The organism is Actinoplanes sp. NPDC048796, from assembly GCF_040650035.1.
In the GTDB taxonomy this organism is placed as follows: Bacteria; Actinomycetota; Actinomycetes; order Mycobacteriales; family Micromonosporaceae; genus Actinoplanes.
This window is the reverse complement of record NZ_JBEZGO010000003.1, coordinates 535,094-556,721: the sequence shown is the minus strand read 5'-3', so window position 1 is coordinate 556,721 and position 21,628 is coordinate 535,094. Positions and strand designations below refer to the sequence as shown.

25 protein-coding genes are annotated in these 21,628 nt (G+C 68.9%); 12 read left to right on the top strand and 13 right to left on the bottom strand.

All coding sequences use genetic code 11. From position 1 onward, the window contains the following. Positions 1-40: 40 nt before the first annotated feature. Positions 41-280, bottom strand: a complete 240-nt coding sequence (locus AB0C26_RS16350; protein ID WP_360247465.1) for a hypothetical protein — start codon at positions 278-280, stop codon at positions 41-43. 261 nt (positions 281-541) lie between these two features. Between AB0C26_RS16350 and AB0C26_RS16345 the strand changes: the two genes are divergently transcribed. Continuing rightward, positions 542-904: a MerR family transcriptional regulator gene (locus AB0C26_RS16345; protein WP_360247463.1), complete on the top strand. Its 363-nt coding sequence runs from the start codon at positions 542-544 to the stop codon at positions 902-904. A gap of 21 nt (positions 905-925) precedes the next feature. Here the strand turns inward: AB0C26_RS16345 and AB0C26_RS16340 are convergent, their stop codons facing one another. Next, positions 926-1,264 (bottom strand): cupin domain-containing protein, encoded by a 339-nt coding sequence (locus AB0C26_RS16340; protein WP_360247461.1) that lies wholly within the window; start codon positions 1,262-1,264, stop codon positions 926-928. Between the two features lie 124 nt (positions 1,265-1,388). Between AB0C26_RS16340 and AB0C26_RS16335 the strand changes: the two genes are divergently transcribed. After that, positions 1,389-2,612, top strand: a complete 1,224-nt coding sequence (locus AB0C26_RS16335; RefSeq protein ID WP_360247459.1) for an acyltransferase — start codon at positions 1,389-1,391, stop codon at positions 2,610-2,612. Further along, positions 2,599-3,564 carry an SGNH hydrolase domain-containing protein gene (locus tag AB0C26_RS16330; RefSeq protein ID WP_360247457.1) on the top strand — a complete coding sequence of 322 codons (966 nt, stop codon included), beginning with the start codon at positions 2,599-2,601 and terminating at the stop codon, positions 3,562-3,564. The genes AB0C26_RS16335 and AB0C26_RS16330 overlap by 14 nt, the downstream gene beginning before the upstream one ends. Before the next feature lie 3 nt (positions 3,565-3,567). Here the strand turns inward: AB0C26_RS16330 and AB0C26_RS16325 are convergent, their stop codons facing one another. From AB0C26_RS16325 to AB0C26_RS16315, 3 genes are all read right to left on the bottom strand, one after another. After that, positions 3,568-4,254: a DUF3618 domain-containing protein gene (locus AB0C26_RS16325; RefSeq protein ID WP_360247455.1), complete on the bottom strand. Its 687-nt coding sequence runs from the start codon at positions 4,252-4,254 to the stop codon at positions 3,568-3,570. Further along, positions 4,251-4,661 carry a phage holin family protein gene (locus tag AB0C26_RS16320; protein WP_360247453.1) on the bottom strand — a complete coding sequence of 137 codons (411 nt, stop codon included), beginning with the start codon at positions 4,659-4,661 and terminating at the stop codon, positions 4,251-4,253. The genes AB0C26_RS16325 and AB0C26_RS16320 overlap by 4 nt, the downstream gene beginning before the upstream one ends. Positions 4,662-4,729: 68 nt before the next feature. Next, entirely contained in the window at positions 4,730-5,353 is a 624-nt protein-coding gene (locus tag AB0C26_RS16315; protein ID WP_360247451.1) for a DNA mismatch repair protein MutL, read from the bottom strand. Between the two features lie 28 nt (positions 5,354-5,381). Here AB0C26_RS16315 and AB0C26_RS16310 point away from each other — a divergent pair, with 28 nt between their 5' ends. Further along, on the top strand, positions 5,382-6,068 hold the full coding sequence (locus tag AB0C26_RS16310) for a response regulator transcription factor (RefSeq protein ID WP_360247449.1): 687 nt from the start codon (positions 5,382-5,384) through the stop codon (positions 6,066-6,068). Continuing rightward, positions 6,065-7,357: a HAMP domain-containing sensor histidine kinase gene (locus tag AB0C26_RS16305; protein WP_360247447.1), complete on the top strand. Its 1,293-nt coding sequence runs from the start codon at positions 6,065-6,067 to the stop codon at positions 7,355-7,357. Before AB0C26_RS16310 ends, AB0C26_RS16305 begins: the two co-directional genes overlap by 4 nt. A gap of 60 nt (positions 7,358-7,417) precedes the next feature. On the opposite strand, the gene AB0C26_RS16300 is transcribed toward AB0C26_RS16305, so the two are convergent. From AB0C26_RS16300 to AB0C26_RS16290, 3 genes are read right to left on the bottom strand one after another with little or no spacing between them, the layout of a single operon-like run. Beyond that, a complete protein-coding gene (locus AB0C26_RS16300; protein ID WP_360247445.1) occupies positions 7,418-7,768 on the bottom strand; it encodes a hypothetical protein in 351 nt (116 codons plus the stop codon). After that, entirely contained in the window at positions 7,765-8,088 is a 324-nt protein-coding gene (locus tag AB0C26_RS16295) for a hypothetical protein (RefSeq protein WP_360247443.1), read from the bottom strand. The genes AB0C26_RS16300 and AB0C26_RS16295 overlap by 4 nt, the downstream gene beginning before the upstream one ends. 16 nt (positions 8,089-8,104) lie before the next feature. Beyond that, the gene (locus AB0C26_RS16290; protein ID WP_360247441.1) at positions 8,105-8,659 is read right to left on the bottom strand and encodes a hypothetical protein; all 555 of its coding nucleotides are present in this window, start codon (positions 8,657-8,659) and stop codon (positions 8,105-8,107) included. A 226-nt stretch (positions 8,660-8,885) separates the two neighbouring features. Here AB0C26_RS16290 and AB0C26_RS16285 point away from each other — a divergent pair, with 226 nt between their 5' ends. From AB0C26_RS16285 to AB0C26_RS16270, 4 genes are all read left to right on the top strand, one after another. After that, a complete protein-coding gene (locus AB0C26_RS16285) occupies positions 8,886-9,704 on the top strand; it encodes a lytic polysaccharide monooxygenase (RefSeq protein WP_360247439.1) in 819 nt (272 codons plus the stop codon). Beyond that, positions 9,701-10,306, top strand: a complete 606-nt coding sequence (locus AB0C26_RS16280) for a DUF305 domain-containing protein (RefSeq protein ID WP_360247438.1) — start codon at positions 9,701-9,703, stop codon at positions 10,304-10,306. The genes AB0C26_RS16285 and AB0C26_RS16280 overlap by 4 nt, the downstream gene beginning before the upstream one ends. A gap of 80 nt (positions 10,307-10,386) precedes the next feature. After that, the gene (locus tag AB0C26_RS16275) at positions 10,387-11,463 is read left to right on the top strand and encodes a PQQ-binding-like beta-propeller repeat protein (protein ID WP_360247436.1); all 1,077 of its coding nucleotides are present in this window, start codon (positions 10,387-10,389) and stop codon (positions 11,461-11,463) included. A gap of 250 nt (positions 11,464-11,713) precedes the next feature. Beyond that, positions 11,714-12,940 carry an MFS transporter gene (locus tag AB0C26_RS16270; RefSeq protein WP_360248277.1) on the top strand — a complete coding sequence of 409 codons (1,227 nt, stop codon included), beginning with the start codon at positions 11,714-11,716 and terminating at the stop codon, positions 12,938-12,940. 50 nt (positions 12,941-12,990) lie between these two features. Here AB0C26_RS16270 and AB0C26_RS16265 read toward each other — a convergent pair whose 3' ends face one another. Next, the gene (locus tag AB0C26_RS16265; protein ID WP_360247434.1) at positions 12,991-16,080 is read right to left on the bottom strand and encodes a DUF3427 domain-containing protein; all 3,090 of its coding nucleotides are present in this window, start codon (positions 16,078-16,080) and stop codon (positions 12,991-12,993) included. A gap of 103 nt (positions 16,081-16,183) precedes the next feature. On the opposite strand from AB0C26_RS16265, the gene AB0C26_RS16260 reads away from it, so the two are divergent. Continuing rightward, positions 16,184-17,023 carry a phosphoribosylaminoimidazolesuccinocarboxamide synthase gene (locus AB0C26_RS16260; protein WP_360247432.1) on the top strand — a complete coding sequence of 280 codons (840 nt, stop codon included), beginning with the start codon at positions 16,184-16,186 and terminating at the stop codon, positions 17,021-17,023. Here the strand turns inward: AB0C26_RS16260 and AB0C26_RS16255 are convergent. Next, positions 17,020-17,310, bottom strand: a complete 291-nt coding sequence (locus AB0C26_RS16255) for a DUF3040 domain-containing protein (protein ID WP_360247430.1) — start codon at positions 17,308-17,310, stop codon at positions 17,020-17,022. The genes AB0C26_RS16260 and AB0C26_RS16255 overlap by 4 nt on opposite strands. 104 nt (positions 17,311-17,414) lie before the next feature. On the opposite strand from AB0C26_RS16255, the gene AB0C26_RS16250 reads away from it, so the two are divergent. Next, positions 17,415-19,637, top strand: coding sequence for an LLM class flavin-dependent oxidoreductase (locus tag AB0C26_RS16250; protein ID WP_360247428.1), 2,223 nt, complete (start codon positions 17,415-17,417; stop codon positions 19,635-19,637). Positions 19,638-19,687: 50 nt separating this feature from the next. Here AB0C26_RS16250 and AB0C26_RS16245 read toward each other — a convergent pair whose 3' ends face one another. Both AB0C26_RS16245 and AB0C26_RS16240 read right to left on the bottom strand, forming a co-directional pair. Then, on the bottom strand, positions 19,688-19,834 hold the full coding sequence (locus AB0C26_RS16245; RefSeq protein ID WP_360247426.1) for a hypothetical protein: 147 nt from the start codon (positions 19,832-19,834) through the stop codon (positions 19,688-19,690). After that, positions 19,831-20,163, bottom strand: a complete 333-nt coding sequence (locus tag AB0C26_RS16240) for a hypothetical protein (protein WP_360247424.1) — start codon at positions 20,161-20,163, stop codon at positions 19,831-19,833. Before AB0C26_RS16240 ends, AB0C26_RS16245 begins: the two co-directional genes overlap by 4 nt. A gap of 294 nt (positions 20,164-20,457) precedes the next feature. On the opposite strand from AB0C26_RS16240, the gene AB0C26_RS16235 reads away from it, so the two are divergent. Continuing rightward, positions 20,458-21,354: a helix-turn-helix transcriptional regulator gene (locus AB0C26_RS16235; protein ID WP_360247422.1), complete on the top strand. Its 897-nt coding sequence runs from the start codon at positions 20,458-20,460 to the stop codon at positions 21,352-21,354. 81 nt (positions 21,355-21,435) lie between these two features. Here AB0C26_RS16235 and AB0C26_RS16230 read toward each other — a convergent pair. Further along, positions 21,436-21,628 (bottom strand): DUF397 domain-containing protein (locus tag AB0C26_RS16230; protein ID WP_360247420.1); only part of this gene is annotated, 193 nt, incomplete at its 5' end.

Here is a 21,628-nt window from a genome sequence, read left to right as displayed (position 1 = left end):
ACGCTTGACTGCGTGTATCAGAAACATTTCCCGATTTGTTTCAGTGTGTTACATGGGAGAGGCCCATGCTCAGATCGGCGCTATCTGTCTCGCATGGACAGTCGGCCGGCCGTCCGTTCCCTTGCCGGCCCTTGAGGTGGGCGCGCCGGCCGTCGACGACTACCTCGAGCCGGTTCTCCTCGACACCGTCGAGCGCAGCTCGCACGACGGTTACCAGCGGGACCTCCGGGGCTTCGTAGCCGCCGGTGATTTTCGAGGCGCGGCGTTGGTCACGTTCCATGCGGCGCCTCGGCGCCGCGTAAGCGCCCGCCCCGTCAGAAGCGAACCCCGACAAAGCCGACAGCGCGGTGACGATCGCCCCCGCCACCTCGCCGCGGCGCGGACGCGAAGCGATCGACGAGTCCGGCTTGTCCCTCGCTTCGGTGCCTGCGTGACGAGACCGACGTTCGCCCGTGGCCAGGGCGACTGCCCCGTTTACCTACTATGGTTGAGCTGGAACCTGACGTTGACGTCAGAGGCAAGAACGGCGATGGGAGTCACTGTGCGAATCGGTGAACTTGCCCAGCGCGCGAGCGTGAGTGTTCGCGCGCTGCGCTACTACGAGGAACAGGGCCTGCTGCTGTCCAGCCGAAGCCCGAGCGGCCAACGGCACTACGCCGAGCCCGCGGTCGACCGCGTCCAGTTGATTCAGCATTTGTACTCGGCCGGCCTGACCAGCAAAACCATCGCCGACCTGCTGCCGTGCGTAGACGCCAAGGTCAGCACCCCGGAGTCTCGAGCCCGCCTGGCCGCCGAACGGGACCGCATCGACGCCCAGATCGCCGAACTGACCCAGGCCCGCGACAAGCTGAACGACATGATCGCCCTGACCGGCACCCCCGCCAGCGGCTGCGCCTACGTCTGACGCACCGGGTCGCGGTACGAGCTAGGCGACGTACAACTTCCGCAGTGGCGACGTCACTTCCCACACTGTTGCCGTGCCCGCGCTGAGCCGCACCAGGTCCCCGGGCTTGACCGCGACCGGCGCCGCCCCCTCGACCGAGATCGTCGCCGCCCCTTCGAGCACGACGAACACCTCGTCCACCTCGATGTCGCGGACCGCGCCCGTGCTCATCTCCCAGATGCCGATCTCCACGCCCGTGTCCCCGAGCGTCGTGATCGGTGTGGTGCCCAGCGTCGGCTTTCCCGCCACCACCTCGCCCGGGGTGGCCGGCTCGTGCGCCACCGACACCTCACCCAGCGGAAACACCTCGACGTCAGCCATGATCGACACCCTAGTAGCAGCTCTGGGGCGGCAATGTCGGCGGTTCGGAGAAAGCTCCGCATAACGAGCTGTTTCGTCATTAAAAGCGCCGTTTGCCCGTTTCGCCGCCCTAATCTCATCTCCGATGATGGAGACCAGAACCGGCGTGAGCCACCCGGCGGCCCCCGCGGCCGCCGGGTCGACGTCTTTCCGGCCCGACATCGAAGGCCTCCGTGCGGTCGCCGTCGCCCTCGTCGTCCTCTTCCACGCCGGCGTGCCCGGCGTCGGTGGTGGCTTCATCGGTGTCGACGTCTTCTTCGTGATCTCCGGTTTTCTGATCACCTCGCTGATGCTGCGTGAACTCGCCGAGACCGGGCGGATCTCGCTCGTCGGCTTCTACGCCCGGCGGTGCCGGCGCCTGCTTCCGGCGGCCGGATTGGTGCTGGTCACCGTCGTTCTCGCCGGCTACCACCGGCTCGGCTTCCTGCGTGGCGACGAGATCGCCGAGGACGCCACCTGGGCCGCCCTCTTCGCCTCGAACTTCCGCTTCGCGAGCCGGGGCGTCGACTATCTCGCGTCCCAGTCCGCGCCGTCTCCCGTGCAGCACTTCTGGTCGCTGGCCGTCGAGGAGCAGTTCTACCTGGTCTGGCCGGTGGCCCTCGTACTCCTGCTCTGGCTCGGCTTCCGGTGGGCCCTTCCGTACTGGCTCGTCGGCGCGGCGGTGCTCTCCCTCGCGTACTCAATCGGGCAGTCCGGCCCTTGGGCCTTCTTCTCGCCGGTGACCCGCTTGTGGGAACTCGCCGCCGGTTGCCTGCTCGGGCTGGCCGCGCCGCGCCTGCGCCACATTCCGTACCGGATCGCCGGTTCGATGGCCGCTGTCGGTGTCGCGCTCATCGTGATCGCCGCTCTGACCTTCGACGAGCGAACTGCTTTCCCGGGGTACGCCGCGGTGCTGCCGGTGGGAGCGACGGTCCTCGTCCTCGCGGGTCGCGGGGACGCGCTGCTCGGCGGCCGCCCGATGATGTTCCTGGGGCGGCTGTCGTATTCGCTCTATCTGTGGCACTGGCCGGTCCTGATCATCGCCGAGCAGGCTGCCGGCGAGCCGCTGCCCGCGCGCACGCGGGCCGTGCTCGTGCTGCTCAGCGTGGCGCTGGCCGTGGTCACGTACTTCTGCGTCGAAGACCCGATCCGCCGCAGCCGGCGCCTCAAGCGCTCGCACCTGCTCAGCCTGGCCCTGGCCCTCCTGCTGGTCGCGGCGCCGCTCGCGGTGGCGGGGTGGAAGACGTCCACGTCGCCGGCCGCCGACACCGGGCGGGGTGACGAGTACCAACCTCGACTAGGAGCGCCGGCCCCGCATGTCCAGGACTGACCGTCTGCCGATCCTCGCCCTCGCCGTGGTGCTTCTGGCCGGGTGTACGGGCGCGCCGCCGCCCCGCCCGCGGCAGGCCGAGGCGCCCGCGCCGCGGATCGCGCTGTCGCACGTGCTCGCCGCCGTCCGCGAGGCGCCGGCCCTGCGCGCGCTGCCGGCCGACCTCACGCCGGCGCTGGCCACGGCCCCGACCGACCTGGGCTTCGACAATGACAAGTGCGAGGCCGGCCCCACGGCGGACCGGATCGAGCCGTGCGTGTTCGGTGACCGGGCCGCCGCCACCGACGTCGTGCTCTACGGCGACTCGCACGCCGGGATGTGGCTGCCCGCCTTGTCGGAAATCGCGGAACGGCGGCACTGGCGACTTCAGCTGTTCGGCAAGCCGGCCTGTCCGGCCCCGGCCATCACCTTCTGGAACCAGCAGGAGAGCCGGCCTTTCGCCGAGTGCGATCGGTTCCGGTCGTTCGTGGCTTCCAGGATTGCTTCGGTACGGCCGGAGCTGGTGATCGTGACAAGCGGAAGCTTCTCGCAGAAGCGGGGCCGGGGCGTGCTGGTCACGCCCGGACAGTGGCAGACGGGCCTGGCCACGACCCTGCGCACGCTGCGACGGTCGGCCGCCCAGGTGGTCGTGCTCGGCGACACGCCCGTACTGGATCAGAGCGGCCCCGAGTGCCTCAGCGCCAACGTCGCCGACATCTCGGCCTGCGCCACGAGCCGGACGGCGGCGACCGCCCGCGTCTGGAACGCGGCCGAGGCGCTGGCCGCGCGCGAGGCGGGCGCCGGCTACGTGTCGGTGCTGCCCTGGCTCTGCACGAGGATCTGCACCCCCGTGATCGGAAACGTCACGGTTTACCGCAATCGATTCCATCTGACCGGGACGTACGCCCGGATGATGAACGGCGTCCTGGAGGAGGCTCTGCTCGAGCACTTCCCCCAGGACGCGGTTCCCTAGCCGTTACTTGCGGCGGCGGGCTCGCACGATCGTGCCCGCCGCCGCCGCGATCGCCAGGGCCACCCCGGCGATCACCGCGCGCGGGATCGGGCGACTGCCCGGCTCACGGGTGGTGAGTTGTTCCTTAGTCTCGGCGGCGGCCTCGGCGACACGGGCTGCGGTCTCCGCCGTGGTTTGTTTGATGTGCGCGACGCCGGTCGCGGGAGCGGCATGCTTCGGATGCCCCTCCCCGCCGGCGTCGCCACCCTTGATCTCCTGCGTCTTCTCGATCGCCGCGCTCTTGACCTGCTGAGTCTTGTCAGCGGCGGCCTGCTTGACGTCGGCGGCCTTGGCCTTCACATCGGCCGCTTTGGCCTTCACGTCACCGGCGGTCGACGCCGCTACCTGCTTCACGTCGTCAGCTTTCGCCGCGGCGGCCTGCTTCACGTCGTCGGCTTTCGCCGCGGCGGCCTGCTTCACGTCGTCGGCTTTCGCCGCGGCGGCCTGCTTCACGTCGCCCGCTTTCGCCGCGGCGGCCTCCTTGGCGCGGACCGCGGCCTGCTTCACCTGCTCGGTCTTCTCGGCGGCGACCCGCTTGGCCTGCGCTTTGACGTCGGCCTTGGCGGCCAGGGCGGCCGCCGTCTCGGCCAGCTCCGCCCGCGTCTCGGCGATCTCCCGCTTCACCTCGTCACGTGACCTGGTGTCGCTCATGCGTGCCGCCCCTCCCGGATCGCTTCCTTGACCGCCTCGACGTCGCGCTTGCCGCTCTCCATGGCCGCCTTCGGCTCCGGCGGCAGCGCCTGCTGCACCTGCTTCTTGCCGATCAGCGCGGCCACCCCGGCCGCCCCGAACAGCACCACGGTCACGATCAGCGCGGCCGCCCAGACCGGCATGACCAGCGCCAACAGCGCGCCGATGGTCACCAGCAGGGCACCCACCCCGTACAGCGCTATGACTCCGGCCCCGCCGAGCAGTCCCGCGCCCGTGCCGGCCCGTTTGCCCTTCTCCACCATCTCCATCCGGGCGAGCGTCAACTCGTCCCGAACGAGCGTCGACACCTGTTCGCTCAGCTGGCTGACCAGCTGCGCGGTGGGCTGTTGCTCGGTATGCGTCGTCATCAGTGAGCTCCCTTCAGTCTCGGAGCCCACTTACCCTCGACGCGATCACGTAATCAACAAATGCCCTGCTAAGACCCGATTTCGCTGACCTCGACGAACGGGCGGTCGTCCCACCACGTGGCGTGGATGATGAAGCTGTGGTTCGTCTCGTTGAAGTAGACGGCCAGGTTTCCCGGTGAGTCCTGGACCTTCTGGACGGCCCAGCCGTCGGCCGGGGTCGCGGTCACCAGCGAGACGACGCCGTCGGAGGTCATCCGGATGACGGCCTGACCGCCTTCGACCTTGAAGGAGCGGACGTACGTTCGTACGCCGTCGGCGCCGGTCGTCACCGTCCAGCCGTCCTCCGTCGTGGTCGGGGGCGTCGTCGTGGTGGTAGTCGTCTTCGGCGGGGTGGTCGTCGGCTTGGCCGTCGGCTTCGTCGTTTTTGTCGGGCGCGGCCGGGTCGTCGTCGTGGTCGTGGCCGTGCTCGGAGAGACCGCCGACGGGGCGGCCGGCGAAGGTGTGGTCACGCTGGGCAGCGGCGCCGGAAAGCTGCTCGCGTCGGCTGCGGGCAGGGCGGCCAGCGCGCTGTCCTCGGGCGCCGTGGTCCGCAGGACCGGGAGCAGGGCCACCGAGGCCAGCACGATGCTTGTGGCGGTGGCGGCGAGCCAGCCCACGATCGGTGTCCACTCCGAAGATCGCACGGCGACCATAATCGCACCTGCCCCTATGGTGTACGCCATGGCGCTGATCCTGCTGGTCGAGGACGACCGCATCATCACGGCCGCGCTGTCCCGGGCCCTGACCGATGCGGGGCACGTCGTACGGCCGGTCGGGCGGGCCACCGATGCTCTCAAGATTGTCACCGACGAGCGTCCTGACCTGGTCATTCTCGATCTCGGCCTGCCCGACATCGACGGCACCGACGCGTTGCGGATGATGCGGTCGGTCTCCGACGTGCCGGTGATCGTGGCGACCGCCCGGCGCTCCGAGGCCGACATCATCCAGCTGCTCAGCGCGGGCGCCGACGACTACGTGACCAAGCCGTTCTCGGGCGGGCACATCCTGGCCCGGATCGCCGCCGTGCTGCGCCGGGCCCGCACCCAGGCCGAGGAGCAGCCGAGCGCGATCACCGTGGGCGACCTGGTGATCAACCCGCGGCAGCGCCGGGCCGAGCTGGGCGGGCAGCCGTTGCAGCTGACCCGGCGCGAGTTCGACGTGCTGGCCTACCTGGCCGAGCGGGTCGGGCAGGTGATCAGCCGGCGGGAGCTGATGAACGAGGTCTGGAACCAGGCCCGGATCGGCGAGGAGCAGACGATCGACGTCCACATCTCCTGGCTGCGCCGCAAGCTGGGCGAGACCGCGGCCAAGCCGCGCTTCCTGCACACTGTGCGCGGGGTGGGCGTGATGATGGTCGATCCGCGATGAGGTGGGCGCTCAACCGGCTCGCCCTGGCCATCACCTCGATGGTCGCGCTGGCGTTCCTCGTGCCACTGGCCGTGGCCGTTCAGCAGATCGCGCACGACCGGGCGGTCAGTGACGCCCGTCAGCAGGCGACGTCGCTGGTCACCGTGCTCGGCGTGGACGCCGACCCGACGTTGCTGACCAACGCGGTGGCCAGCACGACGGCCGGCGGCGCCGGCCGGATGGCCGTCCATCTGCCCGATGTCGCGGCGATCGGCTTCTCCCACCTGTCGGACGCGCAGATCTCGATCGTCGCCCAGGACCGGAAGTCCGTTCTCGCGCCGGCCCCGGACGGCGTGGCCTATCTCCAGCCGACCGTGCTCACCGACGGCCGCACGGTGGTGGTCGAGGTCTACGTGCCCGACTCCGAGATGCGCCGCGGTGTCTGGATGGCCTGGGTCGTGCTCGGCGGGCTGGCCATCGCGCTGGTCGCGGGCTCGACGTTGCTGGCCGACCGGCTCGGCAGCCGGCTGGTGCGGGCGACCCGGGAGCTGGCCGGTTCGGCCCGGCGGCTCGGTGGCGGCGAGCTCGGCACCCGGGTCGAGCCGGACGGTCCGCCGGAGCTGCGCGAGGCGGCCACCGCCTTCAACGCGATGGCCGACGACCTGCGCAGCCTCATGGACAAGGAACGCGAGCTGGCGGCGGATCTTTCACACCGATTGCGTACGCCGTTGACGGCGCTCCGCCTCGACGCGGAAGCGATGCCGCCCGGCCCGATCGGCGAGCGCATGCGCCAGGCCTGCGACCTGTTGGACGAGGAGCTTGAGGCGATCATCAAGGGAGCTCGGCTCGGGGTGGAGGCGCGCGGCCGCGAACAGACCGACCTGGTCGAGGTGCTGGCCGACCGGCTCGCCTTCTGGTCGGTGCTGGCCGAGGACCAGGAGCGGCCGTGGGAGGTGGTCGGCGGCGACGAGCCGGTCATGGTGACGATCCCGCGCAGCGAGCTGATCGGCGTGGTCGACGCGATCCTCGGCAACGTCTTCTCGCACACCCCGGACGGCACCGCCTTCCGGGTCAGCGTCTCGGCGGCCGGGCTGCTGGTCGACGACGCCGGCCCGGGCATCGCCAACCCGTCACGGTCGGTGCAGCGCGGGGTGAGCGGGGCCGGCTCGACCGGGCTGGGCCTGGACATCGTGCGACGGGCAGCCGAGGAGGTCGGCGGTCAGCTCGTGGTCTCCCGCAGCCCGCTCGGCGGCGCCCGGGTCGGTATCTTCCTCCAGGCGCCCGATCGGGGCCGGCGCCTCGTCCCCTAAGCGGCAATTCCGGGTGTGTCTTTCGGTGGCACGCGGTACCTCGCTGACCAGCGGCTGTGCTCAGGCGACGGTTCCTGCCGGCGGCGATACGGCCTCGCATGTCTCGAACTTTTCGCAGACGATCTGCCGCGGATCATCCTTCTCGAAGACTCGCAGATAGCAGACGACCCGGAACCGGCGTTTCTGTTCATCAGTCCAGTCGCCGTTCGGAACCCATGTCCACCACAGGTTGCCGACGTGGTCTCTGTCCGGGCTGACCCGGTCAGCGCGCGGGCGATCAGGGGAGAACTCGAGGCCACGCCACCAGATGTCGACGCGCTTCACCACGTGGGCGGGAGGTTTCGGTTGGCTGAGGTCACGCCAGCGAGGAAACAGCACCTTGAACTCTTTCAACTCCCAGTGGCTGCTCACATGTCCGCCTCCGCGCCGATCGAAGTCGGCAGGACCGCGAATAGCTCGCACACGATCCGATGCTCGACCTCGATGATTCGATAGGCGCATACGACCCGCTGCAGACCGCTGTCCAGATCGGGGAGGTAGGCCACTGGGGCCAGCCATACGTCTTCCTCACCGTCGACCAAGACGGCGTCGCCTCGTGGGCGGTCAGTGCGAGTAGTGATCCACCTTTCGATGTCGGCGTAAACCTTGCCGGGGAGCGGAACGGTCCGACTCCACTCGTCAAACTTCGATTCGAAGTCGTCGAGCCGCCACGGGCCATATGGTTCGGCCATACCGCTCCCTCGCAGGTCAGGAGGCTTGCTGCGCCTTGTGGGTCTTCCAGAGTTCGTTGGCCTGGGCACGTTCGGCCTGGTTGGGCCGTTCGTCGTCGGGGTCGTTGGTTTCGTCGTCGCGGCGGAACCAGTCACGCAGGATGTCCAGGTCGATGCGCCCGCCGCCTCCCGGCTTGGTCGCGGCCTGCCACGGCTGCGATGACTGGATGAGGGTGCGAAGGTCGGCCGGGGACAGAGCGCTGTAGCGCTCGATGACGTAGCCGATGGTGTTGAGCGGGCCCTCGCTGTCCGGCTGCTCGGCCGGGCTGCCGTCGGCATCGGGAACTGAGACACCCCGGTCGGTGGCGGTGATGGGTTCGTCGAACAGCGGACTGTCGAAATGGGCGATGTGGTGGCCCTGGACGAAGAACATCAGCGAGTGCTTCTTGGCGAGTTTCAAGCCCGGACGGCGGACATCGATCGCGGCGATGACGGAGTTGGCGCTCGTAGTCATCGGCGCACCGTATTTCGCGCCGTCCTTGATCGCATTCGTTTGGACGGACGGAACCTGGAGACTCACCGCGATTGGCACACCGACCATTCCTCTCCGTGAATGTGATGCGTACTCACGGTAGTGCTGTCATCCGCCCGACTCTGTCCTCGATCCGACTAGCCGTCGATGTCCATCGATTCCTGCGCCTCAGATGCCGGGGTGTCGGTTTCATGATCCTTTCCGGTGCCTTTAAGGCTCCGTTATGGCAGCTCCTCATAGCGTTCCGCCGGTAAATGCCGGGACGACCTCGACGGAGAGAGCTGACATGCGCAGGAAGATCGCCTACCCACTGCTGGCCCTCGGTATGACGGCGGGTGCGACTCTGACGGTCGCCTCGCCCGCCCTGGCCCACGGATACGTGTCCTCGCCGCCCAGCCGTCAGGCGCTGTGCGCGTCGGGGGCGGTGTCGAACTGCGGGCAGATCCAGTTCGAGCCCCAGTCCGTCGAGGGACCGAAGGGCTTGAAGTCGTGCGATGGCGGGGTGTCCCAGTTCTCGGTGCTGTCCGACGAGTCACGGAACTGGCCGGCCAAGGCCGTCGGCTCCTCGGTCAACTTCAGCTGGGTCCTGACGGCGCGCCACAAGACCTCGACCTGGGACTACTTCATCGGCGGGACGAAGGTCGCCACGTTCGACGACGGCGGCGCGCAGCCGGCGGCGGTCGTCAATCACACCGTCGACCTGTCCAAGTTCCCGGGCCGGCAGAAGGTCCTCGCCGTGTGGAACATCGCCGACACCGCGAACGCCTTCTACAACTGCGTGGACCTGAACATCGGCGGGTCGTCCTCATCGACGCCCACGACGGCACCGACAACGGCGCCCACCACCAGCGCCCCGACAACTGCGCCTACTGCGACCACGCCTACCAAGGCACCGACGACCGCTCCCGGAACGACCGCTCCCACGGCGACCGCTACGACCGCTCCGCCGGCGGCCGGCGGGGCCGCGTGGGCCCCCGGCGTGTCCTACAAGACGGGTGACGTCGTGACCTACAAGGGCACGCGCTACCAGACCCGCCAGTCGCACACGTCGATCGTCAGCTGGGAGCCGTCGATCTACACCCTCGCCCTCTGGCTCCCGCTGTGAAGCGCCGCCTGATCGTCGCCGCCCTGGTCGCGCCGCTGCTGCTCGGCGCCTGCGGAACGGACAAGAAGGCCGCGCCGGAAAGCAAGGCGGCGCCCACGAGTGAAGCCGTGGCGGTCGCCGAGATCAAGGCCGGCGACGAGCACAACGAGACCGATGTGATGTTCCTGCAGATGCTGGCCTACCACCAGAAGCAGGGGCTCGAGATGACCTCGACCGCCGTCAAGCGGGCCCAGAACCCCGAGCTGCGCACGCTGGCCCAAGCCATCCAGGCCACCGAGAAGGACGAGCTCGCGATGATCCAGTCGTGGCTCGCCGGCTGGGGCGCCAAGACCACCGCCGACACCGCGGCCAGCTTGCACGCCGACCACGGCGGCCTGCCCGGCACGGGTGCGGCGGAGATCAAGGCGCTGGGCACGGTGAAGGCGTCCGAGTTCGACACCGCGTTCCTCAACCTCTTCCTGGCTCATCAGCACCAGGCGATGGAGATGTCGAAGATCGAGGCCACCGGCGGCCAGAACGCCGAGGCCAAGAAGTTCGGCGAGCGGGTCAAGCAGTCCCGGCAGGGCGAGATTCAGCAGATGCTCAAGTTGATGAACGGGTAGTAGCGTGAAACCGGAAGGCGGCCTGGCGGGGCCGCCTTTTCGCGTACGTTGTCTGGGTGTTTAGTCCTTTTTGTTCATCTTTGCTTCTGGCGCTGACTCTTGCGGCGCCCGGCCCGGCCGGCTGGGACCACGCCGGCTACGACGCCGAGGACAGCTTCTACAACCCGGGCGAATCCGTCGTCAACGCCGGCACCGTCGGCGGGCTCGCCCCGCGGTGGTCGGTCGCGCTGCGCGAGAAGGGGGGCGCGTGCGGCGGCCCGTCGGCGCCCCTGATCAGCGGCGGCGGCGACGGCTCGGTCATCGCCACGGACGAGAGGGGCATCTCGTCCTATCGGGCGATGACCGGGCGCCTCGCCTGGCGGTTCGACTGGGACGACCCGGATGACTCGAGCACCCCGTCGATGGCGATCTCCGGTGGCGTGCTGGTCGCCGCGAACACCGACTGCCAGTCGATGAGCGACCCCAACGGGCGGATCGTGGGCCTCGACGTGGCGACCGGGCGGGTGCGCTGGCGGATCGCGTCGCCGGTGCCGGTGGCCTCGTTCGTCGTCGACAAGGGCGTGGTCGTGATCTCCGGCGGTTCACCCTCGGACGAGCAGGTGACCGTCGCCTACCGCGCCACGGACGGCCGTGAGGTGTGGCGCAAGGCCCTCTACGAGGCCTCCGGGGTCTCCGCGAACGGCCGCTTGCTGCTGGTCAAGGGCAAGACGACCACGGCGGTCACGATCACCTCGGGCGTCGCGTCCTGGACCAAAAATCGCATTTGGTACGCCGAGAGCGCCACCCCCGCGGCCGACCGGTTCCTCGTTTCGGACGGTACGGCGCTGACGGCCGTCCGCGCCTCCGACGGCGCCCAGCTGTGGACGGCCGAGGGCAAGCAGAGCGCGCTGATCGCTACCGACGGCCGCCGCGTGTACCGATCGGCCGAACGCACTGTCGAAGCCCTCGACATGAGCACCGGCCGGCGGGTGTGGTGGCGGCAGCTGCCCGCGGTCGCCGGCCAGCCGGTACGGGCCGGCGGCCTGATCTACACCGGCGGGGCGGTGTTGAGCGCGGCGACCGGGGCGCAGGTCGGCACCGTGGAGGGGTTTCAGATCGTGAAGGACGGGCGGGTCTTTGCGGTGTCGAAGAACCGTTTGACGGTTCTTGCGCCCTGAGTGACGAACCGGCCGGAGGCCGGTGAGGAGCCTTCGTTGCAGCTGCCCCGTCGCTGGGGCGGGTTCTAACAGGTTTCGGCGGTGGCCGTGACCGCGTACCTCTGAAGTCTCCGGGTTTACAACTCCGCTGGTTGCGTGTTGGTAGTGCGGCTCGATTAGGCCGAAGCGGTCGGGGGTCACTTCCCGAACAGGCAGGCGGCGCCGAGGGACGGCGCCGCTTTCCTGTGGAGGTGCCGCCGCTTTGGCTCCGATGTTCGCGCTGCTGCGAGTGCGCAATTACCGTCTCTGGGCCGCTGCCGACCTGGTCTCGGTGGGCGGCACGTGGATGCAGGTGCTCGGGCTGAATTGGCTCATCCTGTCCGCGACCGGCTCGGCCGCCACCATGGGCCTGGTCGTCATGCTGCAGGCCCTGCCCGTGCTGCTGCTGGGCAGCTGGGGTGGCGCCCTGGCCGACCGCCTGCCGGCCCGCCCGTTCCTGATGGCGTTTCAGATGGTGCGAGCCCTCCTGGCCGTGGCCCTGCTGTTCGGCCACGCCAACTGGACCATCTACGCCGTGGCCCTGCTCTCCGGCGTGATCAGCTCCTTCGAGGGCCCGATGCTGGGCCGCTTCGGCTCGGCCCTGGTCCCCGCCGAGTCGCTGGGCTCGGCCCTGGCCCTGGGCTCGGTCCTCAGCTCGGCCGGCCGCATCGGCGGCATGGCCCTGGGCGGCGTCCTGGTCGGCATCACCGGCCCGTCGGCCCTGTTCGCCATCAACGCGGCGTCGTACCTCGCGGTCGTCGGCGCGCTGTGCCTGATGCGTACGGGCGAAATGCGCACCTTGACGGTCGCCCCCGCCTCCGCGCGCGGCATCGTGGCCGGCTTCCGCTACGTCCTGTCCCAGCCCGCCGTGCTCATCGTCCTGGCCCTGTCCTTCATCCTGGGCTCCCTGGGCCGCAACTACCAGGTCTCGATGGCCGCCATGGTCGCCGGCCCGCTGTCCGGCTCGTCCGGCTCGTACGGCTTCCTTTCGACCGTTTTCGCGGTAGGCGCCGTGGCCGGCGGCCTGCTCCTGGCCGGCAGTGGCCGCTCCACCCTGCGGGTCCTCCTGGCCACCGGCTTCTTCATCAGCGTCCTGCAGTTCTGCTCCGGCCTGGCCCCGAACGTGCTCGGCTTCGCCGCCCTGATCCTCCCCATCGCCGCCGGCGCCGTCATCTTCGACACGGTCGTCTCGACCCGAGTCCAGCTCGACACCCGAGAGGACATGCGAGGCCGAGTCCTGGCCACCCTGGGCCTGGTGTCCTCGCTCTCGGGCATGGTCGGCGCCCCGGCGGTGGGCTGGCTCTGCGACACGATCGGCCCCCGAGAGTCCCTGCTCCTGGCCGGCGCCGTAACCACAGTCGCGGCGGTGGCCGGCGCGGTAGCCCTGATCCGAGTCAAGGGCTACACCCTGTCCCCGTCCCTGGTCCTCTTCCGCCGCCCGGCGGAGCAGCCCGCCTAAGCACTTCCGAACGCCGCCCGGTCAGCAACTGAGACCGGGCGGCGCTTGCGTTATGCGACAGCTGCGGCGAAGGCCGCGAACAGGTCGCCGGAGAGGGGAATGTCCAGCTTCCAGGTCACCGCCATCGGACGCTCGCCCTCATGACTGACGTAAGTGGCAGGGCCCAGGAACCAGAACGCACGCTCGTCGGTGTTCTCGCGGGCGAAAAGCAGGATGTGCCGGTCCATCGAGGCATGCCGCTGATAGCGGCGGCCGGTCGGACTGTCCGCCGACGTCAGCGACTGACTTTCCCAGTGGATCAATTCCGGGCTGATCGCGTAATCGCGGTAGCGCGTGGTGGGCGAGAAATCCCCGCTGGTCTTGTCGAGGGTGAAGGCCAGCAGATCGGCGCCGATCGCCGCGGCGTCATAGACCCCTTCACGCCACTCCGGGGTCTTGGCGACGGCGTCATCCCGCACCGCCGCCAGCATCTCGATGCGCGTGTAGCGGCTATGAACTTGGAGCGGAACCTCGGGCAGGGCGTCGTAGGACAGGTGGGCCGGCGCGTCGTGCAACGTGGTTATCAGTTCCCGGGCCTCGGCCAGCACCTGGGGATGGTCCCAAACCAGGTTCACGGCCTCTTGCATGGACTGGTGTTTGGTCAGCACCTGGTTGCTGAGGTTCGCGACGAGCATGCGCAGCAGTCGACGCTCCGCCGTGCTCATCGTGCTTACCTCGGGCCGTTCCTCCAGGAACGGGAGGTAGCCGTCCAACCGCTTGCGGTCGTCCACGTGCAGCATGCGGCCAATGGCTCGGCGCAGCGGCTGCTCGTGCGGTCCGGCCGGCTGGACCGGAAGACCCGCGTTCTCCAGCATCTCGGACCAGGTGTGGTTGCTGGCATAGACGTCCTGCAACTCGAGGCCCGTTTCGCGCAGGTAGCGCGCGAGCGAGACCTCACCGCCGGCGTGGTGCAGGGCCCGCAGTTCTTGTACCTTGGCCGGCCACTTGGACGGCACCGCCTCGCGAACATTCCGCAGCACGATGTCCTGCGCGACCTTGTCGAGTTCCATGTGACAGCCGGGCGGTAGGAAAGGGAAGCCCTCTTCGATGGCGTGCTCAAGATCCAGACGAGTGCCGCCGAGAAGGGCCCGATAGCGTCGGTCGAAGCGGAATTCGCGTCGGTGTTGCCCCACGAAGTCGAGCACCGTGCAGAAGTTCTTCCCCGGAGCGAGGCGCAGTCCGCGGCCGAGCTGTTGCAGGAACAGGGTGGCACTGTCGGTGGGCCGCAGCATCAGCAGCGTGTCCACCAGCGGGATGTCGACGCCCTCATTGAAGAGGTCCACCGAGAAGACGACCTGGATCTTGCCGGCTTCCAAGTCGGTGAGCGCCTTCGCCCTCTCGTCGGCTGGCGTGTTCCCGGAAACGGCCACCGCCCGAAGGCCGATTTCCTTGAACTGCGCGGCCATGTGCTGGGCATGCGCGACGCTGACGCAGAAGCCCAGGCAACGGACCGTGGCGACGTCATCAACGTGGTCGACGAGCTGCTGGAAGACCAGGCGAGCCCAGGAGCCGTTGGCGATGTACTTCTCGGTGAGCGCTTCGGTGTCGTAACCCTGCCCTCGCCGCCACGGGACGTCGGTCAGATCGATGCCGTCATGGATGCCGTAATACATGAAGGGCGCGAGCCGGTGCTGTTCGATGGCGTCCCACAGGCGCAACTCGGCCGCGATCCGGTCGCCGAACCAGTGCAGAATCGGTAGGCCGTCGGTCCGTTCCGGGGTGGCGGTCAGGCCGAGCAGCTCCCGCGGCTTGAGCTTGTCGAGCAGAGCCGCATACGACGGCGCCGCCGCATGGTGGAACTCATCGACGATGATCACGTCGAAGTGATCCTCGGCCAGTACCTCCAGGCGTTTCTCGGTGAGGTTCTGGATCGAGGCGAAGACGTGGTCGAAGGCGCTCGGCCGGTCGTTGCCCACCCACAACTCGCCGAAGGCGTGATCGCGCAACGCGTGCCGGAAGGTGGCGCGACTCTTGCTCAGGATCTCCTGGCGGTGGGCGACGAAGAGAAGCCGAGCCCGAGGCAACCGCGGGCGGAGCCGGGCGTAGTCGATCGCGGCCATCACGGTCTTGCCGGTGCCGGTGGCCGAGACGAGCAGATTGCGGTGGTGCCCGTTCGTTCGGGACAGCTCAACGAGTTCCAGCAGGCGCTCCTGGAACGGTTCGAGGCGAATCTCGACCGGGCTGAGGGTGAACTGGTCGCCCTTGTCGGATTGGCGCATCCGGTCGAGCGACCGTTGGAACTGCTCTTTGGCGTACGGAATGAAGTCCGCGCTCGCCCAGTAGCTGTCGAAGACCGCCCTGATCTTGTCGATCACGTCGAGGTTGCGGGCGGCCGATACCCGAACGTTCCACTCCATGCCGGCGGTCTGCGCGGAATGGGTGAGGTTGGAGGAGCCGACATAAGCGGTGCTGAAGCTACTGTCCCGGTGGAACAGCCAGGCCTTCGCGTGCAAGCGGGTGGTGGTCGTGTCGTACGAGATGCGAATGTCGGCGCCGAGGTCGGCGAGTTCGTCCAGTGCCGCCGCCTCGGTTGACCCGGTGTAGGTGGTGGTGAGGACTCGCAGCCGACGACCACGCTCGGTGTGCCGACGCAGAGACGGCAGCAGGGGCCGGATGCCGCTCTTGCGGACGAACGCCATCACGACGTCGATGGCGTCGGCCGACTCGATTTCGCGCAGCACCTGGCTGCCCACTGTCGGCTCGCCTCGCGAGTTGGTCAGCAGGGTGGTGTCGAGGAGAGGGATCAGCGGTGACGCCGGTACATGCTCCGAGCGATCCGGCCGCCACTCCGCGACGGCAGTGAGCACCTGCCCCGGAGCCGTCGCCCGATCGGCCTTCACGTTGGCCTTCGGTAGCCGACCGTTCAGCGCGTCGGTGAGCAACTGCGCCACCTCGACCCCGACCGCGACGCGCTCGTCCTGGCCCACCGTGTCGAGGGCGCGGAGGACCTGGCGCGCGATCAACTGCGCAATGCGGTCGGAGGCATCGGCGGGCCGAAGTCCCTTTGTCTTGACGAGTTGAGGGTCTAGGTCCTGAAGTGCGGTCAGAAGGGAATCGGTGACTACCGTCTCGTACAGTCCCGCGGGGAGCTCGTCTGGCACCGCGACAGTTTGCACGATCACGGACCGACGCCCAGTCGCCAATCGGGGCCTCACTGGGTCGGATAGCGTGAGCAGGGCACACCGTCTTGGCTAAGGGGAGCACGTGGAGCTGTTGCACTCGGGGAAGATCCGGGAGATCTATGCCGATGGGGAGGACATCCTCCTGGTGGCGTCGGACCGGATCTCGATTTATGACGTTGTGCTGCCTACCGCCATCCCGGACAAGGGGAAGATCCTCACCCAGCTGTCGCTCTGGTGGTTTGAGCAGCTCGCTGATGTCGTGCCCAACCACATCATCTCCGCCACCGATGTGCCCGCTGAGTGGGCCGGGCGGGCCGTGCGGTGTGAGCGGCTCGACATGGTCATGGTGGAGTGCATCGCCCGTGGTTATCTCGCCGGGTCGGGGCTCAAGGAGTACGAGCGGGACGGCGCCGTCTCCGGTGTTGAGCTGCCGCCGGGGCTCATCGAGGGGTCTCAGCTGCCCGAGCCCATCTACACGCCCACCACCAAGGTGCCGCCGGGGCAGGGGCACGACGAGTTCATGACGTACGCCGATGTCGAGGCGAAGCTTGGCGCCGAGCGGGCCGCCGAGCTCAAGCGGATCACGCTCGAGGTGTACCGGCGGGGGTCGGAGATCGCCGCGGCCAAGGGGATCATCATCGCGGACACCAAGATCGAGCTTGGGGTCGCGAAGGACGGGTCGCTGAAGCTGGCCGACGAACTGCTCACGCCGGACGCCGCGCGGTTCTGGTCGGCCGACGAGTGGAAGCCGGGTGGGACGCAGCGCTACCTCGACAAGCAGTTCCTGCGGGACTGGGCCACCCACAACACGGACTGGGACCGTACCGAACCCGGTCCGGAAATTCCGGACGAGGTGGTCGAAGCGACCCGTAACAGGTACATCGAGGTGTACGAGCGGCTTACCGGGGAGAAGTGGCGCTAAGCGTGCTTCCGCGGCGCCGTCCACCACATCGGCGCCGGTGAGGTGCCGTTGCGCCGGTTGAACAGGTACGTCCCGTAGCCGACGGCCAGGACGGCCAGGAGCAGGCCGGTCCAGCCGCCATAGACGATGCACAGCGGCGCCACCGTCCACAACAGAATCGCGAGGGCCGTCTTGAGCCGGCGCTTGGGCCGGCTCATCCGGTCCACGCGCCGGCAGAAGCGCGGGTCGACCTCGCGCAGCTGGGTCACCATGCCGTCGAAGGCGGCCTTGTCAGTGGGGTCGAGCACGCCAGACCACCTCCGCGGGGGGGATGCCGGACGGCGGCATAGATACCCACCACCCTGTGCTCAAAAACGTACGCTCCGTCACGCGGCACACCTACGATCAACATGTGGATTACGGTCACCCGCTCGAATTCGGGACGTTCATCACGCCCGTCAACAATCCGCCCAGGGCCGCTGTCGCTCGCGCGCAGCTCAGTGAGCAGCTCGGCTTCGACCTGGTCACGTTCCAGGACCACCCGTACCAGCCGGCGTTCCTGGACACGTGGACGCTGCTGAGTTGGGTGGCCGCTCAGACGGAGACCATCCACCTGGCCGGCAACGTGCTCAACCTGCCGATGCGGCCCGCGCCCGTGCTGGCCCGCGCCGCCGCCAGCCTCGACCTGCTCTCCGGCGGGCGGCTCGCCCTCGGCCTGGGCGCGGGAGCGTTCTGGGACGCGATGGTGGCCATGGGCTTTCCCCGGCGGTCGCCCGGCGAGTCGGTGGAGCAGCTCGGCGAGGCCATCGACGTCATCCGGGAGCTGTGGAACGAGGCCGACACCAACCATTTGCGGTACGCCGGTACGTACTACGAGCTGGCGGGGGCCAAGCGCGGGCCGGCGCCGGAGCACGAGGTGCCGATCTGGGTGGGCGCCTACAAACCGCGGATGTTGCGCCTGGTGGGTGCCAAGGCCGACGGCTGGCTGCCGTCCCTCTCGTACCTCAAGCCGGGTGATCTCGCCCGCGGCAATGAGCTGATCGACGAGGCGGCCACAAGCGCCGGTCGTGATCCGCGGGAGATCCGGCGGCTGCTCAACATCGGCGGGCCGGGGAAGTCGCCGGAGGAGTGGATCGGCGAGCTCGTGCCGATGGCGCTGGACAACGGCATCGCGACCTTCATCCTCGGCACTGACGACCCGCAGGAGATGCAGCGCTTCGCGACCGAGGTGATCCCGGCGGTGCGCGAGGCGGTCGGCCGGGAACGCGCCCGGGGCGGCGTGACGACCGGGCCGGTCCGCAGCGCCGCGGTGCTCGCGCAGCGGCGTGACGACATCGACTACGACGGTCTCCCGCCTTCGCTCTCGGCCGTCGAGCCCGGCGATTTCGGGTACGCCAAGGTGCGCTCCACCTACATGCGCGGCGGCTCGCCGGGTCTGGTGATCCAGCCGCGCGACGCCGGGCAGGTCGTCGAGGCGCTGGCGTTCGCCCGTGACCAGGACGTGCCCTTGGCGGTACGCAGCGGCGGGCACGGCATCAGCGGACGGTCCACGAACGACGGTGGCATCGTGATCGACCTGTCGTCGATGCGCGACATCACCGTCCTGTCGGCCGAGCATCGCCTGGTGCGGGTCGAGGCCGGCGCCCGCTGGAAGGACGTGGCCGCGGTGCTGGCGCCGCACGGGTGGGCGCTGAGCAGTGGCGACTACGGCGGCGTGGGGGTGGGCGGCCTGGCCACGGCCGGTGGCATCGGCTGGCTGGCCCGCGAGCACGGCCTGACCATCGATCATGTGCGGGCGGCGGAGATGGTGCTCGCCGACGGCAGCCGGGTCCGGGTCAGCGACGAGGAGAATCAGGAGCTTTTCTGGGCCGTACGCGGTGCCGGAGCCAACTTCGGCATCGTGACCGCCTTCGAGTTCCAGGTGGACGAGATCGGTGATGTCGGCTTCGGCCAGTTCGTGTTCGAGGCGTCGGACCCGGCCGGGCTGCTGCGGGCGTGGGGCGAGGCGATGGAGGCCGCGCCGCGCGACGTCACGACCAACCTCATCATGGGACCGCCGCGCCGGGGACAATCGCTGGCCCAGGTGTACGGGGTGGTGGACGCCGTGAAGCCGGAGACCATCATCGAGCGGTTCACGCCGATCGCGCGGATCGCCCCGCTGCTCGACCAGCAGGTGCAGTTGGTGCCGTACGCCGGGGTCATGAACGTGCCGGACGCGACCCACGAGGGCCAGGGCGAGCCGGTGGCCCGATCGGGTCTCATCGACCACCTCACGCCCGGCTTCTGCGAGGCGGTGGCCGACCTGCTGGCCTCGGGAACCGTCTACTTCTTCCAGGTGCGCTCGGTCGGTGGGGCGGTCGCCGACGTACCGGAGAACGCCACGGCCTATTCGCACCGATCGGCTAACTTCTCAGTCGTCGCTTTCGGGTCCTCAAAGGACAAACTGGACGAAAAATGGGCGGCGATGGCGTCCCACTTCCGGGGCCTCTATCTCTCGTTCGAGACCGACCTGAGCCCCGAACGTGTGCACGAAGCGTGGCCGGAGAAGTCGCTCACCCGGCTCCGGGCCCTGAAGAAGCAGTACGACCCGGACAACGTCTTCCGGGACAACTTCAACATCGACCCGGTCGGGTGACACGAAAGAGCACTCGCCCGCCGGGCGAGTGCTCGAAGTGTGCCGCCGGCTCAGGAACCGCCGGAGGTGGTGGCGGCGTGCGGGACGCCGCATGTGGGGCACGGGTTGTTGGTCTGGCGGAGGCGCCAGCCCAGCCACACGCCCGACAGGAGACTCAGCAGGCCGACTACCGCGGCCACGGTGACCGCGCCGGTCATGCGGCCGAGTGGCGCAGTGGAAGGCCGGACTGGGTGTACAGGCTGCCGCGGCCGGGGAACGGCTGACGGCGGTCGACCGCCGCGTCCTCGGACGAGCGAGCCGCCACGTAGGGGGCGGTGAACGTGTCGACGCCGGTGCCGAGGTGGGCGCCGGGCCGGTAGGTGACGGTCACCGCGCGAGGCGAGGCCGCCTCGATCACTCCGGCGCGCCAGCCGTCGCGGTAGACCCACACCCGGTCGGACGGGTGGTAGCTGTCGGCGGGCGCGACGTCCGCCGGGTCCCGCTGAGGTGGGGCGATGGTGGGGGTAGCGGTCGGTGCCGTGGACATCGAGTGGACCCTCCCAGATCTCGGGGACACGGACGTCAGGGTGGTAATCACCACCTGGAACCCCCGCATCGGCCGAGAAGCCGAACTTTCAGCACGCTCTGTCAGCAATCGGTGCGTGTCTGTCAGCTATCATCCTCGCCGACAGGTGCGTTCGCAAGGCCGGATGCACGTGCATCCGCAGTGGGCGAATGCTCTGGGCATTAGGCTTGGGATGTTTCGCCTGGGGAGATCTCCCCCTTAGGATGCTTGGGGACTGCGGCCGGCAGCCCACACACAGCTATGACGAGGAGTCAGGTGAGCGCGGGTACGCAGCAGGAGGAGGCGCCGACCGGCGGACCTACCGTCCTGCGCATCCTGCTCGGCACGCAGTTGCGCAAGCTCCGCGAAGCCAAGGGGATCACCCGTGAGGACGCCGGGTGGGAGATCCGGGCCTCCGGCTCCAAGATCAGTCGCATGGAGCTCGGCCGGGTCAGTTTCAAGGAGCGGGACGTCAACGACCTGCTGACCCTGTACGGGGTGAGGGACGCCGCCGAGCGCGAATCGCTGCTCGTGCTGGCGCGGCAGGCGAACAACCCCGGCTGGTGGCAGCAGTTCAGCGATGTCATGCCCGGGTGGTTCCAGTCCTATCTGGGCCTCGAGGCGGCGGCGACGCTGATTCGTACATACGAGATCCAGTTCGTTCCGGGTCTGCTTCAGACGTCCGACTACGCCCGCGCCGTCATCATGCTGGGCCACGCGGGAGTCACGCCCGAGGAAATCGACCGGCGGGTCGAACTCCGTCGCCAGCGCCAGGCCATCCTCGACCGGCCGGGCGACGCGCCACAGCTCTGGGCGGTGATCGACGAGGCGGTGCTGCGCCGGCCGATCGGCGGCATCGACGTGATGCGGGCCCAGATCGAGTTCCTGATCGAGGCGGCCAAGAAGCCGAACGTGCGGCTCCAGATCATTCCGTTCCACGCCGGCGGTCACGCGGCCGCGGGCGGGCCGTTCGCGATCCTGCGCTTCCCCGAGCCGGAGCTGCCCGACGTCGTCTACGTCGAGCAGCTGACCAGCGCGATCTATCTGGACAAGCGCGAGGACGTCGACCAGTACGCGATGGCTATGGAGCGCGTCTGCATCGACGCCGAGCCGCCCAACCACACGCCGGAGATCCTCGGCAAGCTGCTGCACGAGATCGGCCGACCGGCCTGACGGCTTTTTTCGGGTTTCACACTAGAGGCGTACGAGCTGCAGTCTCGTACGCCTCTAGTCTTTGGTCTTTTTGACCTGTTCTCAGGCGAGCAGGTTGTCGAAGTCGCCGTCGCGAACTCCGCCCAGGAACGCCTCGATCTCGGCCGGGGTGTAGATCAGGGCCGGGCCCTCGGGGTCCCGAGAGTTGCGCATGGCCACGTCACCGTTCGAGAGAACGGCAGCCTCGACGCAGTTGCCGCTGGGGTTGCTGCGCCGGCTCTTCTGCCAGGTGACG